Annotated in this window: 14 protein-coding genes; 3 read left to right on the top strand and 11 right to left on the bottom strand. The window is 63.0% G+C overall.

The window, feature by feature from the left end; genetic code table 11:
* Positions 1-13: 13 nt before the first annotated feature.
* From IQ25_RS05535 to IQ25_RS05525, 3 genes are read left to right on the top strand one after another with little or no spacing between them, the layout of a single operon-like run.
* Positions 14-436 (top strand): Rid family hydrolase, encoded by a 423-nt coding sequence (locus IQ25_RS05535; RefSeq protein ID WP_144903492.1) that lies wholly within the window; start codon positions 14-16, stop codon positions 434-436.
* Positions 437-438: 2 nt separating this feature from the next.
* On the top strand, positions 439-1737 hold the full coding sequence (locus tag IQ25_RS05530) for an NAD(P)/FAD-dependent oxidoreductase (protein ID WP_144904188.1): 1299 nt from the start codon (positions 439-441) through the stop codon (positions 1735-1737).
* Positions 1737-2621: a DMT family transporter gene (locus IQ25_RS05525; RefSeq protein WP_220094522.1), complete on the top strand. Its 885-nt coding sequence runs from the start codon at positions 1737-1739 to the stop codon at positions 2619-2621. Before IQ25_RS05530 ends, IQ25_RS05525 begins: the two co-directional genes overlap by 1 nt.
* A 4-nt stretch (positions 2622-2625) precedes the next feature.
* Here IQ25_RS05525 and IQ25_RS21135 read toward each other — a convergent pair whose 3' ends face one another.
* The 11 genes from IQ25_RS21135 to IQ25_RS05475 all read right to left on the bottom strand — a co-directional run bounded on the left by IQ25_RS21135 (position 2626) and on the right by IQ25_RS05475 (position 16701).
* Entirely contained in the window at positions 2626-4134 is a 1509-nt protein-coding gene (locus IQ25_RS21135; protein ID WP_181447189.1) for an aldehyde dehydrogenase family protein, read from the bottom strand.
* Positions 4135-4163: 29 nt separating this feature from the next.
* Entirely contained in the window at positions 4164-5627 is a 1464-nt protein-coding gene (locus IQ25_RS05520) for an APC family permease (RefSeq protein ID WP_144903489.1), read from the bottom strand.
* A 121-nt stretch (positions 5628-5748) separates the two neighbouring features.
* Positions 5749-6537 (bottom strand): cyclase family protein, encoded by a 789-nt coding sequence (locus IQ25_RS05515; protein WP_144903486.1) that lies wholly within the window; start codon positions 6535-6537, stop codon positions 5749-5751.
* The gene (locus IQ25_RS05510; protein ID WP_144903483.1) at positions 6534-7742 is read right to left on the bottom strand and encodes an SDR family NAD(P)-dependent oxidoreductase; all 1209 of its coding nucleotides are present in this window, start codon (positions 7740-7742) and stop codon (positions 6534-6536) included. The genes IQ25_RS05515 and IQ25_RS05510 overlap by 4 nt, the downstream gene beginning before the upstream one ends.
* Positions 7739-8911 (bottom strand): thiolase family protein, encoded by a 1173-nt coding sequence (locus tag IQ25_RS05505; RefSeq protein ID WP_144903480.1) that lies wholly within the window; start codon positions 8909-8911, stop codon positions 7739-7741. Before IQ25_RS05505 ends, IQ25_RS05510 begins: the two co-directional genes overlap by 4 nt.
* Positions 8908-10542 (bottom strand): AMP-binding protein, encoded by a 1635-nt coding sequence (locus tag IQ25_RS05500; RefSeq protein WP_258536956.1) that lies wholly within the window; start codon positions 10540-10542, stop codon positions 8908-8910. Before IQ25_RS05500 ends, IQ25_RS05505 begins: the two co-directional genes overlap by 4 nt.
* 92 nt (positions 10543-10634) lie before the next feature.
* Positions 10635-11090 carry a MarR family winged helix-turn-helix transcriptional regulator gene (locus IQ25_RS05495; protein ID WP_158637671.1) on the bottom strand — a complete coding sequence of 152 codons (456 nt, stop codon included), beginning with the start codon at positions 11088-11090 and terminating at the stop codon, positions 10635-10637.
* Positions 11080-11541 (bottom strand): MarR family winged helix-turn-helix transcriptional regulator, encoded by a 462-nt coding sequence (locus IQ25_RS05490; protein WP_144903474.1) that lies wholly within the window; start codon positions 11539-11541, stop codon positions 11080-11082. The genes IQ25_RS05495 and IQ25_RS05490 overlap by 11 nt, the downstream gene beginning before the upstream one ends.
* An 82-nt stretch (positions 11542-11623) precedes the next feature.
* A complete protein-coding gene (locus tag IQ25_RS05485; protein WP_220094521.1) occupies positions 11624-13189 on the bottom strand; it encodes an indolepyruvate oxidoreductase subunit beta family protein in 1566 nt (521 codons plus the stop codon).
* A complete protein-coding gene (locus tag IQ25_RS05480) occupies positions 13186-15342 on the bottom strand; it encodes a thiamine pyrophosphate-dependent enzyme (RefSeq protein ID WP_144903471.1) in 2157 nt (718 codons plus the stop codon). Before IQ25_RS05480 ends, IQ25_RS05485 begins: the two co-directional genes overlap by 4 nt.
* A gap of 60 nt (positions 15343-15402) precedes the next feature.
* Positions 15403-16701, bottom strand: coding sequence for a DUF4185 domain-containing protein (locus IQ25_RS05475; protein ID WP_144903468.1), 1299 nt, complete (start codon positions 16699-16701; stop codon positions 15403-15405).
* Between the last annotated feature and the right edge of the window lie 3 nt (positions 16702-16704).

Here is a 16704-nt window from a genome sequence, read left to right as displayed (position 1 = left end):
AACGGAAAATACAATGACTGAAGTCATCAAGGTCAAGACCGGCAACAAGTTCGAGGAACACGGCAGCTATTCGCGCCTCGTGGCGGTCGACAATCTTATCTTCGTATCGAACACCGCCGGCCGCAATCCGCGCACCAGGGAAATCCCGACCGATCTTGCCGAGCAGACCAACCAGGTGCTCGATAATATCTCGGCGGCGCTGGCCTCGGTCGATGCCGTGCTGGAAGATGTCGTTTCGGCACGTGTCTTCGTGCAGTTCCCGGATGATGTGATGGCGGTGATGACGGCCTATGGCGAACGCATGCGCGGCATCAATCCCACGCTGACAATGACCTGTCCGCCGCTGGGATCGACCGAATACAAGGTCGAGATCGACGTGGTTGCCTATCGCGGTGCGTCGAAGGCGAACGTTCGCGAAATCCAGATTACGCTGTGAGCATGGGGCCGCAGATCGACCCGGTCGAAACGTCCGTCGTCATGCCGCCGCGCACCACGGTGGTGGTGATCGGCGGCGGCATCGTCGGCCTTTCGACGGCGCTCACCCTGGCGGAACGCGGCGTGCCCGTGGTCGTCCTGGAGAAGGGGCGGATCGCGGCCGAACAATCTTCACGCAACCTTGGTTGGGTGCGCAAGGTGATGCGTTCGATCCCCGACCTGCCGATGGCGATCGAGGCGGAGCGGATGTGGGCCGAAATGCCGGCCCGCGTCGGCAGCGATTGCGGCTTTCGCCATTCGGGCATCACCTATGTCTCGCGCACGCAGGAGGAAATGGCCAAGCACGAAGGCTGGCTGGAGACGGTGAAGGGCGCGGGGCTCGATTCCCGCATGCTTTCGCGCCGTGAGATCGAAGAGATGGTGCCGGGCGGCACGGTCGACTGGGTTGGCGGGATCACCACGCCATCGGACGGACGCGCCGAGCCGCAGCTGGCATCAAGCGCCATTGCCCGCGCGGCCATGGCCAAGGGCGCGGTGATCATCGAGAATTGCGCCGTCCGTACGCTTGTCCAGACTGGCGGTGCGGTCACGGGCGTGGTGACCGAACATGGCGAGATTGCCTGCGATCATGTGGTGCTGGCAGGTGGCGTGTGGTCACGCCGCTTTCTGGCCAATCACGGGGTTGAACTGCTGACGTTGCCGCTTGTTGCAGCGGTGCTGAGGACCGAGCCGTTCGAAGGCCCTGCCGATTGCGCGGTTGGAGCTTCCAACTTTTCGTTCCGCAAGCGGCTGGACGGCGGGTACACGATTACCCAGCGCGGCGCGCTGTTTGCGCCACTCACGCTCGATCACCTGATGATCGGGATGAATTATCTTCCGGTACTCAAGGCCGAATGGAAGAACCTCCGCGTCTCGTTTGGCAAGGAGTTCTTTGCCGACCTTGGCCTGCCGCGTCGGTGGAAGGCCGATGGCACATCGCCGTTCGAGAAGGTGCGCACCATGTCTCCGGCGATCAACCATGCGCTGAACAAAGAGGCCATGCACAATCTCATCGAAGCATGGCCCGTATTCGCCAAGGCGAAGATCGCGCAGGAATGGGGTGGCATGATCGATGTCACGCCGGATTCGCTCCCGGTGATCGGTGGCGTGAAGAAGTTGCCGAACCTGACGCTGGCCACCGGCTTTTCGGGGCACGGCTTTGGCACAGGGCCAGCAGCCGGACATCTGGTGGCCGATCTGGTGATGGGCGATAAGCCGCTGATCGATCCCACGCCGTACCGGCTCGAACGCTTCAGGGCCTGATGAGCCTGCGCGGCGCTTATGCCTTTCCCATTGCCGCAGTGCTGCTTTGGGGCGGGAATGCGGTTGTCACCAAGGCTTCGGCAGGGGTTATCGGCGCGGCCGAGATCGCCTTCTGGCGCTGGCTGATCGCAGCGCTGGTGCTCCTGCCCTTCGCCCTGCCAACCCTGAAGGCGCAGTGGGCTGAGGTGCGGGAAAGCGTTGGTCGGCAAGCCGTACTTGGGCTGTTGGGTTCAGCGCTATTCCCGACGCTGATGTATCTGGCCGCCGCCCATACCAGCGCGATCAACATGGGGGTGATCCAGGCATTGATGCCGATCATGGCGCTTGGCCTGGCCATGGTTCTGTTCCGGCAGACGTTCTCGCCCGTGGTCTGGATCGGTGCCCTGGTTTCCTTGCTGGGCGTGGCGGTCGTGGTGACGCAGGGCAACCCCGCAAGGCTGATCGCGCAAGGGATCAACCCCGGCGATGCGTTCATGCTGGCGGCCACCGCCTGCTTTGCCCTTTACAGCACGCTGGTCCGCAAATGGCGCAACGCCTTGCCGCAGGTAACCTGTCTGTTACTTCAGGCCACAAGCGCTTCGATCGTGCTGGCCGTGCCTTTCGCGCTTTCACACCGGACGGGCGTGAATGCAGCCAATCTGCCGATCGTGCTTTATGCAGCCGTGCTTGCATCGATTGCGGCGCCGCTGCTTTGGATGGGCGGAATCGTGCGCATCGGGCCAGCGCGCGCGGCCAATTTCTTCAACGGCCTGCCGGTTGTTGCCGCCGCGCTTGCGGTTCTCTTTCTTGGAGAGCGGGTAACGCTTGCCATGTTGCCGGGGGCCTTGCTGGTCATCGGCGGGGTCATGCTGGCAGAACGCTACGCCGCTCGCGCGGTGGCCTGATCGGTCAGAACCCTGCCGAAGGCAGATCAAACCGCATGCAGACCGCCTTGGGTTCGGTGAAGGACTGCATCGCTTCGCTGCCGAATTCCCTGCCAACCCCGGAAAGCTTGTTGCCACCGAAAGGCATGGCAAGATCGAGAACGTTGTGCGTGTTCAGCCAGACCGTGCCTGCATCGATCCTGTCTGCCAGAAGATGCGCACGATCAAGGTCACGCGTCCAGATGCTGGCGGCAAGGCCGAAGGGCGTGTCATTGGCGATGCGGATGGCATCGGCCACGTCGTCATAGCGGATCGCGCAGACCACCGGCCCGAAGATTTCCTCGCGCATCACGGTCATGTCCCGCTCCACGCCGCCCAGCACAGTTGGCGTGTAGTACCAGCCACTGCCATCCGGAACACGTGCGCCGGCAAGCGCGGTTGCGCCTTCGTCGAGGCCCTTGGCGACGAGTCCGGCAACCCGGTCGCGCTGGCGGGCAGAAATCAGCGGGCCCATCTGCGTTGCATCATCGAACGGGGATCCGATGCGAATGTCCGAAGCGATGCGACACACGCCTTCCATCACGCGGTCATAGATCGAGGAATGAACCAGCAGGCGCGAACCTGCCGTGCAGATCTGGCCCGAATTGGCGAAGATTGCCCCGGCAACGCCCGGAATGGCGCGGTCGAGATCCGCATCGGGCAGGACGATTGACGGCGATTTGCCACCCAGTTCCAGTGTTACGCGCTTCATCGATCGGGCGGCCGATTCCATGATGCGCTGGCCGGTGGCGGTTGAACCCGTGAAGGCGATCTTGCGCACGCCGGGATGATCCACCAGCGCCGCGCCCACTTCCGCGCCATAGCCGGTAACGATGTTGACTGCGCCCGCCGGGAAGCCTGCCTCGACGATCAGTTCGCCAAGGCGCAGCGTGGTGAGCGAGGTTTCCTCGGACGGCTTGAGCACGACCGTGCAACCAAACGCGATGGCAGGCGCAATCTTCTGGATTGCCTGGCCGATGGGGAAGTTCCACGGCGTGATTCCGGCCACCACGCCAACAGGGCGGCGCTGGGTATAGGCGCGATAGATCGCCGGTTCGGGCATGAGCGGCGAATGCGAAACATATTCGCCCGCGATCTTCGAGGCCCAGCCGGCAAAGTAACGCAGGCCATCGATGGTGAACTGAAGATCGACCGCGTTGGTGACGAACAGCAGTTTTCCGCTATCCAGCGATTCAAGCGCGGCCAGCTCTTCGCGGTCACGCTCGACCAGCAGGGCAAGCTTTTCCAGAAGGCGGCCGCGGTCGATCGGGCGCATGTTCTGCCAGGCATCGCTTTCGAAGCAACGCTGGGCTGCCTGCACCGCGCGATCGGCATCCTCCGGCCCGCAGGCGTGGAACTGCATGATCGGCTTGCCCGTGGCGGGATCGATCGAGGTTATCATCCGGTCCGGACGGATGGGCTCGACCAGCTTGCCGTCGAGCAGGATCAGGCCGCTTGGCAGGGTCTGGGGACGGGCGTTCAAAGCGGTGGCCATGGAAAGCTCCTGAAGGGATTGATCGTTGGTCAGGCAGCAACAGGGGCGACATCGCCCTCGACTTGCGTGGTGCCGACGCGGGCATAAGTGTCCGGAGCCTTGCGGCGGAGGTATCCGCCATGGATCACTCCTGCCATGGCCGTGACAAGAAACAGCAGCGGCAGGCTGTTGACGATCAGCAGCGTCGTTCCGGTAAGCGCATGGTAGTTGGCCAGTGACAGGATCGTGGCAATGCCGATGATCACGCCGCTGAGCAGCGGGGCCAAAGTCTTGCCGAGGGAATACTCCCCGCGCCGCGCAAAGAACACCGGGATGGACAGCGAGGTGACCGTCAGCAGGATTTCCAGACCGACCGCACCCATCGAGGACAGGCTGGTCGAAAGGTTCAGCAGCGGATCAAGGCCCGCGATTGCGAACAGCGCGATGATCGTGATCAGCACCGCTGTAAGCAGCTTGCAGGCATTGTATGGCGAGCCGTGCACGGGATGAACCCGGCCCAACCCTTGCGGGATCAGCCCATCACGTGACAGGGCAAAGAAATACCGGGCGATGTTGTTGAAGAAGCCCAGAGCCGCCGCGAACAGGCTGGTCACCGTCAGCAAATTCAGCGCCTCACGCCCGAAGCTGCCAAGATAGCGGAATGCAATTCCGGTCACCAGTCGCCCGGGGTCGGCAGCGGCGACCTGCTGGATGCGGGCAGGGGATTCCGCAAGGACAAGGCACCAGGCAGAGAGCACGTAGAACGTGCCAAGCACCAGTACCGCGCCATACGTAGCGCGCGGGATCGTGCGCTCCCGGTCGCGCGCTTCTTCCTGATAGATCGCGGTAGCCTCAAACCCGATGCAGCCGTTGATTGCGTAGATCACGGCGATGCCAAGGCCCGGTGCGAAGATCGATGAGGGGGCAAAGCTGCTGAAATCGAGCCCGGCCCAGCCGCGATCATAAAGGATCATAGCGTCGACCAGCAGGATCAGGCCGACCTCCAGAAGCAGGGCAACAGCCAGCACCTTGGCGGCCATGGTGATCTTGCGATAACCGAGCCAGGAGATCACCGCGATGGCGAGCATGGCCCAGAGGAGCCAGGGCGTCTCGATATCGAAGGCGGTCTTGACGAGGTCCGAGGCGAAAAATGCCATCGCCCCGAGAACCGAAGCCGCCGCGCAGATATAGGCCACCACCGCAGTATAGGCGGCGGCGATGCCCGCCTCCTTGTTCAGGCTGACCGCGATGTAGGCATAGAACGCACCGGCGTTGCGAACGTGGGGGATCATCCGCACGTAGCCCACGGCAAAAAGCACCATGACCGCGCTGATCATCAACTGCGTGCCGGGCATCCCTGCGCCATTGCCGAACGCCAGCGCAAGCGGGATGATGCCCGCCAGCACGCCCATCGGCGCGGCACAGGCAAGGATCATGAAGATGATGTCGCCCGTTCCCAGCATGCCGGGAAGCAGACCGCCTTTTGCGGAAACGTCTTGATCAGTGCTGGACATCGATGCTCGTTTGCTGGGTTGAGCGTATTGTCGCTTGCAGGAAGAGTGCCACATTTGGCGGACGAGGCTTATAGCGCTTCAACCGGATTGGATTGTAAATCCGGCCAGCCACGCTTTTGCGCTACGCGGGGATCATCGCTGCCACGCGCAAGGGGCTGCCCGAACCGCCCTTGATCTTCAGCGGCATCGCCACGATCATCGCCCCGAACGTGGGCAGGCGATCAAGGCCCGTTAGGCATTGCAGGCCGAAGCGGCCATTGCCGTGGAGAATGGAATGAGCGGGGAGCGGCTCGTCAAAGTGCGAGGCCTGTCCCGCATCGGTGCCAACCGTTTCCACGCCCAGCCCCACGCAGTCGCGCTCATGCACCAGGAAGCGCATGGCATCGGCATCCGGGCCGGGCGAATGGGCGCCATCATCGCGCAGGTTGAGATAGGACAGCGTGCCGACCCGCTTCGACCAGTCGCTGCGCAGCAACACCCAGTGGCGAGGCGGTATCGGACCGTTGGCCTGCTCCCAGGCTTCGAGGAACGGGCGGGTAACGATGAAGTCCTCGTCCGCAGCAGCTTCGGCGCAGATGTCCACGACCACGGCAGGGGCGAAGAAATCCTGCGGCGAAACGGCATCGACCGTGCCGTTGGGCACGTCCTTGCCGGTGATCCAGTGCGCCGGTGCATCGAAATGCGTTCCGGTGTGTTCGTTCATCGAGATGTTGTTCCAGTACCACGCCGGTCCATTGCCATCATAGCGAGAGACTGTTTCCATGCGGAACGGTTCGCACTGGCCGAATTCCGACGGCAGCACGATCACCGGGAAATCGGGAGAGAGCACGTTTGTCAGGTCGACAATCTCGATCCCGCCGCCGGCAATGGCACTGGCAAGATCGGCAATCAGGGTGCGCGCGTCGGTCACAGGTTCTTCTCCCGGGCAAGAAGGGCAGGGTCGGCCAGCCAGCGTTCCATCGCGTCCTGGGCGACATCGCCCACGCAGGTCTGTTCACGCCCGTTCAAAAGCGCTTCGGCGACGCTGGCGGCAATGCGCGCAGGCGCAACCTTCGGCGGCGGTAGGGCCTGATGGTCAGCGTCGTCGACCGGGCCGGTGAACACCGACATGACGCGAACGCCTGCCCCGCGCATCTCATGGCGGAGCGATTGCAGCAGGGAATGGCGCGCAGCCTCTGCCGCCGCGAAACCAGCCTGCGCAGCATCGCCGACCAGTGCCGCCGACGACAGCACATCGACAAAGGCGCCGTTCGGCCTGCCTGCCAGCATTGGAGCAAAGGTGCTGGCAAGGCGCGACAGACCCATGGCCGAAACTTCGAACGCCCTCCGCTGCTCGACGAAACCGGGATTGGCGCTGACGCCCCCGGCGCGGACATGGCGTGCGGTGTTCACCACGATATCGAGCGGACCACCGATCCGGCTGGCCGCTTCGGCAACGGATGTCGCATCGGTAACGTCAAGCGCGATGGCCTGCACCCGGTCGAGCGTGAGCACGGCATCGGTGGCATCCGATGCCAGCGCGGGGCCGGGCAGGCCTGCCACGATCAGTTCTGCACCTCTTGCCTGCAGTTCCTTCACCATGGCCCTGCCGATGGCATTGCGTGCATCGCTGACCAGCACGATGCGGCCTTCGATCGGCACGATGAATTCGCGCCACTGCGGATCGCTCATCAGATCGGTGTCTCCTGCGGGTACGGCGAAAAGCGCGGCGTTGCCGCCCCGGTCGATCATCATGCGCACGTCTGCGCGGTCATCGGGATGCAAGGCGGCATGAAGGTGGACAAGGGCGACAGGCCCGGCATCAAGCAGGACCTTGCCCATGCGCCAGGGCATGTGTTCGCGAAAATAAAGGTCGGTCGAAACGCGGATGGTCGTCTCGCACAGCACCTTCGCGCCACTGGGCTGCTCTGTCCAAGCGAGTTCCCCCCAGCACAGCGGGCAGGCATCGCGCGGTGGGTAGGTTGCGGTCCCGCATTCGGTGCAGGCCTGCAACGCAAAGAGTCCCTGGGCCGCACGGGCAGACAGCGCATGCATAGCGCGGCTCCGCAGCCCTGATGGCACATGCCGCAGCTTCTTGCGGGCAAGCGGATCGCGTCTTTCGCGAGCGGCGGTCATGGCAGAGCCTCCAGCAATGCCGCGGCCGTGCAGACACCGCGATCGTAATTCACGAGGCCAAAGCCAGATATCGCCGCGATGCTGGCGTCGGGCACCTGATCGCCCAGCGGCGCGTGCAGGATCTGGCGCAAGCCTTCGGTCACGTTCTGGAAACCGCCGGCTGCGCCCGCCTGACCGGCGGAAAGCTGGCCGCCATTGGTGTTGAGCGGCAGGTCGCCATCGATCGTGAACTCATTGGCACGGATGAACTCACCCACCTTGCCCTTGTTGCAGAAGCCAAGGTCCTCGATCTGCATGGCCACGATCACCGGGTAATCGTCGTAGACCTGCAGGGTATCGACCTCTGCCGGCGTTATCCGGGCGGTCTGCCAAAAGCCCTCGATGTCCATGGCCCAACCGCCGCGAAGCTGCACCGGATCTTCCGGGAAGGCATTGTGCCGTTCGATCGTGGCGAGGATCTGCGCCATCTTCAGGCCCAGCTCTTCGGCACGTTCGGGTGTGGTCACGATGAATGCCTCCGCCCCGGCACAGGGCATCACGCAATCGAACAGGTGGACCGGATCGGCAATCGGCCGCGCCGCCATGTAGGCGTCCAGCGACAAAGGCTTGCGCTGCAGGGCCAGCGGGTTCGATCCTGCATTCGCGCGCTGGGCAACGCACAGCTTGCCGAAGTCTTCGCGCGTCACCCCATATTCGCGCATGTAGGCGTCGGTGATCAGGGCAAAGGTGGCGTTCGGACCACCGAAGCCATAAGGGTAGACCGCGTCCTGCGAAAAGCGGGAAAAGCCCGCAAGGCTGTGCCGGAAGCTGTCGATCTGGTTCGTGTCCGCTGCCAGGCAGACGACCAGTTCGGCATCGCCGCATTGCACAGCGCGGGCGGCACGGCGCAGGGCCATCACGCCGCTGGCGCCCCCGGTCGGAATATGGTCGAGCCAGCGCGGAGTCAGGCCCAGATGCTGGGTCATGCCCACGGCAGTATCGGGGCCGCAGGAGAAGCTTGAGAAGCAGAACCCATCGATGTCTGCCGGGCGCAGGCCCGTGTTCTCGTGCAGCAACCGCAAGGCACGGCCCGCCCACCAGTGTGCAGGTTCAGCCGAAAATCGCTGATACGGCACCGTAATCGGAGCGCAGACTGCGACGCCGGTGTAAGGGGCCTGGGCCCTGCTCATGGCTGCCGCTTCTTGAGCGCGCGGGTATCGTGCAACTCGCCCCGCTCCATTTTCTCGGCGACGACCGTTTTCAGTGCGGCGCGCAGGATCTTCTCGGTGGGCGTGCGCGGCAGTTCGCTGACGAAGCCAAGCCAGCCGGGCGCCTTGTAATAGGCCATCTGGCCCAGCGCCCAGCGCACGATGTCGCTTGCCGTTTCGGCGGGGTTTTCGGCATCGTTGCTGACGACGAGTGCGGCAACCTCATCGCCCCGAACGGGATCGGGCGTAGCGGCGACGGCAACTTCGCGGATGCCGGGGTGACGGGCAAGGATGGCTTCGACCTCGACCGCGGCAATGTTCTCGCCCGAGCGGCGGATGACGTTCTTTTTCCGGTCGACGAAGTGAAGATCGCCTTCGGGATCGCGCAGGACGATGTCACCGGTGTGGAACCAGCCGCCATCCCACGCTTCGGCGGTGGCTTCGGGATTCTTGAGATATTCGGTGAAGAAGCCATAGCGGGGATTGTCACCGGCGCGGCGAACAAGAAGCTCGCCCGGCGCATCATGGCCGACGTCGTTGCCTGCATCATCGACAATGCGGATCTCGAGCTGCGGGCCGGGGCGACCGAAGCAGCTCGTGCCGACCTTGCGCGGTTCGTTGTGGGCGCTGATCACACCACCGCTGCCGGTTTCGGTCATGGCCCATGCCTCGATCAACGGAAAGCCGAAACGCGCTTCGAAAGGTGTGTGCAGTTCGCGCGGTGAGCCGGCGCCAAAGCCGAAGCGCACCGAGTGTTTGCGATCTTCATCGCTCTCCGGGGCGCTCATCAGCATCGCAGGCATCACACCGAGGTAGTGGAGGCAGGTTGTGCCGCTGTCGCGCACCGATTGCCACCACGTGCGGGGGTGGAAGCGATCAAGGATGGTAAGGCATCCGCCCACGGTGATCATCGCCATGACCGAAACCGAAAGCGCGTTCATGTGGAACACGGGCAGGGGCGTAAGCATCCGCTCCTCGCCTTCGACCAGCGTTATCAGCCCGCCCGTATCGCGATACCAGTCACCCGAATGCAGGAAGTACTCGTTCGAAAGCACGCAGCCCTTGGGGCTTCCCGTGGTGCCTGACGTGTAAAGCAGCGCGGCTTCCGTTGATGGGCCGAGAACCGCATTGGCCATGGCAGCGCCTTGCAGTGCCGGAACCGCGTCGTCTGGCGTGATGCAGTGGATCGGGCACCCGCCGGCTTTCGCTGCGGCCGATAGTTCGGCGCGCCGAGCGGGCGTCACGAAGGCAAGCGCCATTTCGGAATGGGAGACAAGATATTCCAGTTCCGCAGCGCGCAGATCGGGATTGATCGGAACGATCGAGGCACCGAGGCTGTTGGCGGCGAGGAAAATCTCGAGAAAGACCGGGCGGTTTTCGAGCAGCAGGCCGATGCGTGTGCCCTTGCCGACATTGGCCGCGGCAAGCGCCGAGCGACGCAGCGCGGCAGCTTCGTACATTGCGGCATAAGTGATCTCGCCCGCCGCGATGCCATAGATCGCAGCTGTTTCGGGCAGGACGTTCAGGAACGGCTTGGCGGGATAGCGCGCAGCAGTGGCGGCAAAGCGCGAGAATACGGTTTCGCCCGGTCCATTCCGGTCTTGCAGACTCACGCGTCACTCCCCTGATAAATATCTATATGCATAAATTGAGCTATAAACTAAATTTCGTCAAGTGATCCTGTCATACGCTTCCGAGGCTTTTGTCAGGGGCGCAGGTTTGCTGTCATGGCCATCAGCACGCGCCGGGTCGTTGCCAGATCCTCTTCGGAAATCCCTTTGCAGACAAGGGCATTGAACAGTTCCATCTGGGGCCAGCAATCCAGCAGCAGCTTGCGCCCGGCTTGCGTCAGCACCACTTCGCGGCGGCGGAGATCATTGTCCGGGGTGTGGCGTTCGACCAGTCCGGCCGCGACCATCGAATCAATCGTGCGGCTGGCCTTGGACTGCTCGCTGAACGTGCGTTCCGCGATTTCGTTGATCGTCAGCCCGCCTTCGATGTGCAGGACAGACAGCGTCCGCAGCACGATCAGCGATGCACCGGATTGCTTCAGCATCGCACCCAACCGTGACTGGCCGTGGCTGGCAAGGCGATTGATCAGGTACGAAAGCTGCGCTTCCAGCGCTTCAATGGTAGCGGGAGGGGCCGCGTCACTTGCCATTGGCCTTGCCTTTCCTGCCAAGCGCGGTCCGCAGCATCTCCAGCGAGGCGAGCGTCGTTTCAAGGTTTCCTTCCGGCACGCTCTCGCCCAGCCAATCGTCCACCAGACTGTCATGGTAAGCCCGTGCCGCTTCGAAGGCTTCGGAGCCCTTTTGCGTGATCCGGGCGATAAACGATCGGCGGTCTGTCGGCGAGGCTTCCCTGGTGACGAGGCCATCGGCAACAAGGCGTTTGCCAAGCCCGGTCACATTGCCCCCTGTAACCTTGAGCTTGCGTGTCAGCTCCCCGAGAGTGAGGCCGTCGTCGACGCCGTATATCTGCGCAAGAAAATCATACTTTGCCAAGGTCAGCCCGCATTCGCGCATCAGAGCGCGATTGAGGCGAACATAGAACTCGGACTGAAACGACAGCGCAGCGACCCAGACGCGGACTTCCAAACTGCGATCGTGCATAATCGGGACTGTCTGCCTTTGCGGAATGCCTTTCGGGGCTTTTGCAGCGTTGCTCCTTGCGAGGCAAGCACGCCAGCGCAGATCAGGCGAACGAGCGGATGGTCCTGATCAGTCCGTCGAGATCGCCGCCTTCGCCTTCGCGGATAGCCGTTTCCCGAAGCCGCCGGGCCCATTGCGCGGCATCATCGCGGCCTTGCAACTGCTGGATCGTGGCAATGACTTTCGAGAACTTCGACTGGCTGCGCTCGTGCGTGTCGGAATAGCCCTTGATCAGGCGGCGACACTTCATGATCTCGACGCCCAGTTCATAATCCTGCTGGGCTGCGTGAAGCGCCTGCTGAAGCCATTCTGCGATATGCGCCATCTCCGAGGCATGGCGCAGCGATCTGCGCCGCCAGCTCCTGAGCCCGCCAACTACATAAAGCAGGATGAACCAGCCGGCGGAATATGTGTGCACACGGCGGCCCTTGTCGATCCTGCGATCTAGCCAGTTGTACAGGCCGGACCTGTGCTTCAGCCATCGGGCCAGACCGACAGGGAGAATGCCTGCCAGCTCTTCCAGCCGCGGATGCATGTATTCGGTCGTGTGCAGGATCTGGTCGGGCTTTGCGCCGATCTCGTCAACGATCCGCTGACGGCGTGCGGCGCGTGTCTTCAGGTCTGCCACGCGCACGATATCGTCATAGGTCATGGCATTGGCGAGGTACTTTGCGGCCTGGAAGGTCAGATCGTAATCCTGGCTTGCTCCGTCCAGCGCTCGGTCCGTCCTGTGGATCGCTTCGAGACGATCGAGGTACTCGGTGCCGTAGGCAAGGTCCTGAAAATCCACCACTTTTGCAAGGCCGTGCAGTGCCATTTCTGTAACCCGCAACGGCAGGCCAAGTGCTTCGATCCTTTGGCCGAGGGCAGCCATGCGTCGATCTTCGAAGCGGGGTATAGTGGCAGGCGGTGGTGTGGCGACAACTGCCTCGGCGGGCTTTGCGGGAGCGCAGGCGCGATCGAAGGCCGCGTCGAACGTGCGCTTGCTTGCCGCAGCGCCCTTGCCGCCCGAACCGATGACGGCGTGATACGCCTCGCGTGGGAAGGGCAGGGCGCCCGATCCCGCAAGCGCACCGAACATCGCGGCGGAAATCACGCTGCCGTTCTCGATGGCCAGCGCGTTCATGTCGAACACGATCTCCTGACGCGCCACCACGCCTACTGCTTCGGTCACCGCGTCACTGTCAGCAATGCCAAGCCCTGGCGCGCTCTTTTCCGAAATCGCGAGCGAGCGATGATCCGAGGCGATCAGGGTCGTTTTGTCCGGCGTGACTATGCCGCGCAGGATGGAACGGCCCGCTTCCATGAACTCGGACGCCAGCACCACGTCGACATCGCCGGGGGTGGGCATCTGGGCGAGAACAGGTTTCCGCCCGTTCTGGGCCTGCATCATCTCGACATAGTAGATCGTTGCGCCCGTGCGCTGGGCCACGCCGGGAACCGAGGTGGACTGGGCAACCCAGCCCGCATCCTCGGCGAGCTTGACCACCCAGCCGGTCAGGACCCCGCCGCCCTGGCCGCCCATGGCCACGATAGCCAGGGAAATCGGGCGTTCTGTGGCATCTCCGGCAGGGGCGAGGGGCAGGCGAACCGTGTCATCGCGCATCATGCGAACTGAACTCCAACTCTACGGCGCGAACGGCGAACTTGCAGGTAACTCACGAGGGCCAACGACCAACTCGCCTTGAACTTGTCCCACCACGTGGGGTTGTGAATGACATCGGCGCGATAGAACGAAGGGCACAGCACCGCCGCCTCCGACACTTCGCCGCAATTGCCGCAACCAACGCAGGAATTGTCGATCGCCGCGACCGGATCGTCACGCAGGGGATCGTCAAGCTGCTTGACCGAGAGCGAGGGGCAGCCCGACAGGCGGATGCAGGCGTGGTCGCCGGTGCAGACGTCCTCGTCCACGCCAAAGCGCTCCTTGACCACGCGCTTGCCGTCCTTGATCGCCTTGGTGACCAGTGGCTTCACCCGGCGCTGCTTGTTAAGCATGCATTCCGATGAAGCGATGATGATCTTCGGCCCTTCCTCCTTGGTGGTAAGGGCCTCGGTCAGCACCTCTTTCATCCTGCCGACGTCATAGGTCCGATCGACCTCGCGGACCCATGTCGCGCCGACGCCTTCGACCGCCTTGATGATCGGGTTGTTGGTCTTGCGATTGCGGTTGTTCGCGCGGGAGGAGAGAATGTCCTGCCCGCCGGTCGCCGATGAATAGTAGTTGTCGACGATCAGGAACACGCCGTCGTGCTTGTTGAACACGGCGTTGCCGATGCCGCTGGTGAGGCCGTTGTGCCAGAAGCCGCCATCGCCCATCACCGCGATCGAGCGCTTGCCGCCCTTCTGGCCGAACGCCGCTGCCGATGCCGCGCCTAGACCAAAGCCCATGGTGGTGTTGCCAAGGTTGAACGGCGGCAGGATCGAGAAGAGGTGGCAGCCGATGTCGGCCGATACGTGGTGTTCGCCTAGGTCCTGATTGACCAGCTTCATTGCGGCGAAGATCGGGCGTTCGGGGCAACCGGTGCACAGGCCCGGCGGGCGGCTGGGTACGACGGTCTTTAGATTTTCGACTTGGGGCAATGTCAGCACGTCGCGCGCATCAGGCAAGGGCGGGCGGTTGCCGAGCAGGTGGGGGTGGTTTTCCTCGAGGAATGCACCAATGCCGCTGAGCAGGGCCTGCACCGAATAGTCACCACCCATCGGCAGCACGTCCTTGCCCTGAACGCGGGTGGCAATTCCCTTGCGCTTGAGGATCGTGTTGACGGCCTGTTCAAGGTATTCGGGCTGGCCTTCCTCGATCATCAGGATCGAATCCTTGCCGGTGGCGAAATCAACGATCTCGGTGTCGATGACCGGGTAGGTCACGTTCATCACGTAGAGCGGGACCTGGGTGTTGCCATAGGCATCGGACAGACCGAGGTACTGCAGCGCGCGGATCACGTTGTTGTACATGCCGCCCTGAAGGACGAGGCCGACCTTGCCCTGCTCCGGGCCGAACCATTCGTTCAACCTGTTATCGCGCACGAAATCGATGGCGGCAGGCAGGCGATGGTGGATTTTCTCCTGTTCGTGCTGATAGGCGGCAGGCGGAAGCACGATGCGATCGAGATCGCGCGAGGGATTGTTGAGGGCATCCTGCAGCGTGAAGGCCGGGCGGACGTTGTCCTTGGCCACGAAGCTGCCGTGCATGTGGCAGGTGCGCACGCGCACTTCGAGCATGACCGGCGTGTTCGACGCCTCCGATAGCTGGAAGCCCTTTTCGATCAGATCGACGATGCAGGTGTGATCGGGCCGGGGATCGAGCAGCCACATCTGCGACTTCATCGCGAAGGCATGCGTGCGCTCCTGCATGATCGAGGAGCCTTCGCCGTAGTCTTCGCCGATGATTACCATCGCGCCGCCCTTCACGCCGCCCGAAGCGAGGTTGGCAAGGGCATCTGACGCGACGTTGGTGCCGACCGTGGATTTCCACGCAACTGCACCGCGCAAGGGGTACATCACCGACGCCGACAGCATTGCTGCGGCGGTGGCCTCGTTGGCTGAACTCTGGAAGTTCACGCCCAGTTCGTCGAGGATGTCCTTTGCATCCGACAGCACGTCCATCAGGTGCGAGATCGGCGACCCCTGATAGCCGCCGACGTAGGACACGCCAGCCTGCAACAGCCCCTTGGTGATTGCGAGGATCGCTTCACCCTTGAACGTCTCACCCTCGCCAAGGCGGAGGTGTTCGACCTCCTTTGCAAAAGAGCGTTCGGCCATGGCAATCCTTCTCCGAGTCCCAATTAATATGCAAATGCATAAATTGAGATATAAAGAAGGTCAAGCCAATGTCAGGTCGATCCTTTGCATGTTCATGCTGAAGCCGGGCATGAAGCGCCTGACAACGCCAGTTTCGATCACGGTGCGCTCTTCGGCGGTGTTCGCCTTTGACAGAGCTGCTTCAAGCTCGCCTTCGCCATTGGCGCCGAATTCACGGATACCCCTGAGATCGGGCCAGACCAGCCAGAAGGACTTGCCATCTGGTGCGATCCAGCCGGGTGCGATCTGTGGAGCATAGGCCAGCGATTGTGGATCTCCGCCCGGCTTCCATGCGGTGTCTTCGTGAATCTGCCGCCATGGGCCGGTGGGATGCTGTGAAACCCAAAGTCCGAAGTAGCTGGCCTTGCCGAACTCAGTGCCATCTGATGCAACACCGATGCCTGCGCTGGACATCATGTAAAGGCCAAGTGGAGCGTTGTAGACCACGCTCGGCAGCCATGACTCAACGACCAGATCGCCGGGGAACAGGTTCACGCTGTTGACCCAGCCCAGCGGAAAGGTGTGCACGGGCCTGCGCTCAAGGATATCAGCGCTCCAGCGCGGCCGGCCGGCGCGGTCATGGCCGGCAAAGAACTGGTAACCGGCTCTTCTGGCAAGGTCCTGCGGTTTGGCGCGGAACAGGACCAGTTCGTTCATCTTGCCATCGACGCTGCCGTTGAGGCCATAGACATGGACATAGCCGTCAGGGCCAGCCTTTCCTGCGCCATATTGCAGGATCGAAAGCAGGGAAAAGCAGCCGTCGGGCTCGAAGAAGGCCATGCTGGTGCGGGACTGGTCCTTCCAGTCTTCCCACACGACCGGCGTCGAGCCATCCTGGTTGCGCCAGGTGGCGCCGTTGTCGGAAGACCAGATCAATTTGGCCCCGGTCCAGCGGCGCGGCCGGTCCTCGGCATGATCGAGCGTTCCAAGGAATTGGTAGATCGTGTTCCCGACCTGCACCAGCCCGTGGCCGTAGTAATGCGGTGCCTCGGGCGGGCGCTCCGATCGATTGAGGATCGGGTAGCCTGCAAGATCGGCGAACTTGACCGCCCCGGGCCCGCCAGCCATCTGCCATGTCCGGGTTGTGTAAAAGGCCTTGGGCGGATCTGCCCAGCCCGGTCCATCGTTGACCGCGATGAGGTGCGACCCATCGGGCCGCACCGTCATCTTGTAGCCATCGCCAAGCCCGCCAAGATTGCGGATCGTGTCATCGCGCCTTGTCGCCGAGACGACGCGAACCGATCTGCGTGCCATTGCCGGCGAGGCAAGGGCGACGGATGCAACAAGCCCTTGGACGAGCAGTTCGCGGCGGGATGTCATGGC

Source organism: Novosphingobium taihuense (assembly GCF_007830315.1).
Classification (GTDB): Bacteria; Pseudomonadota; Alphaproteobacteria; order Sphingomonadales; family Sphingomonadaceae; genus Novosphingobium; species Novosphingobium taihuense.
This window is presented reverse-complemented; position numbering and strand designations above follow the sequence as displayed.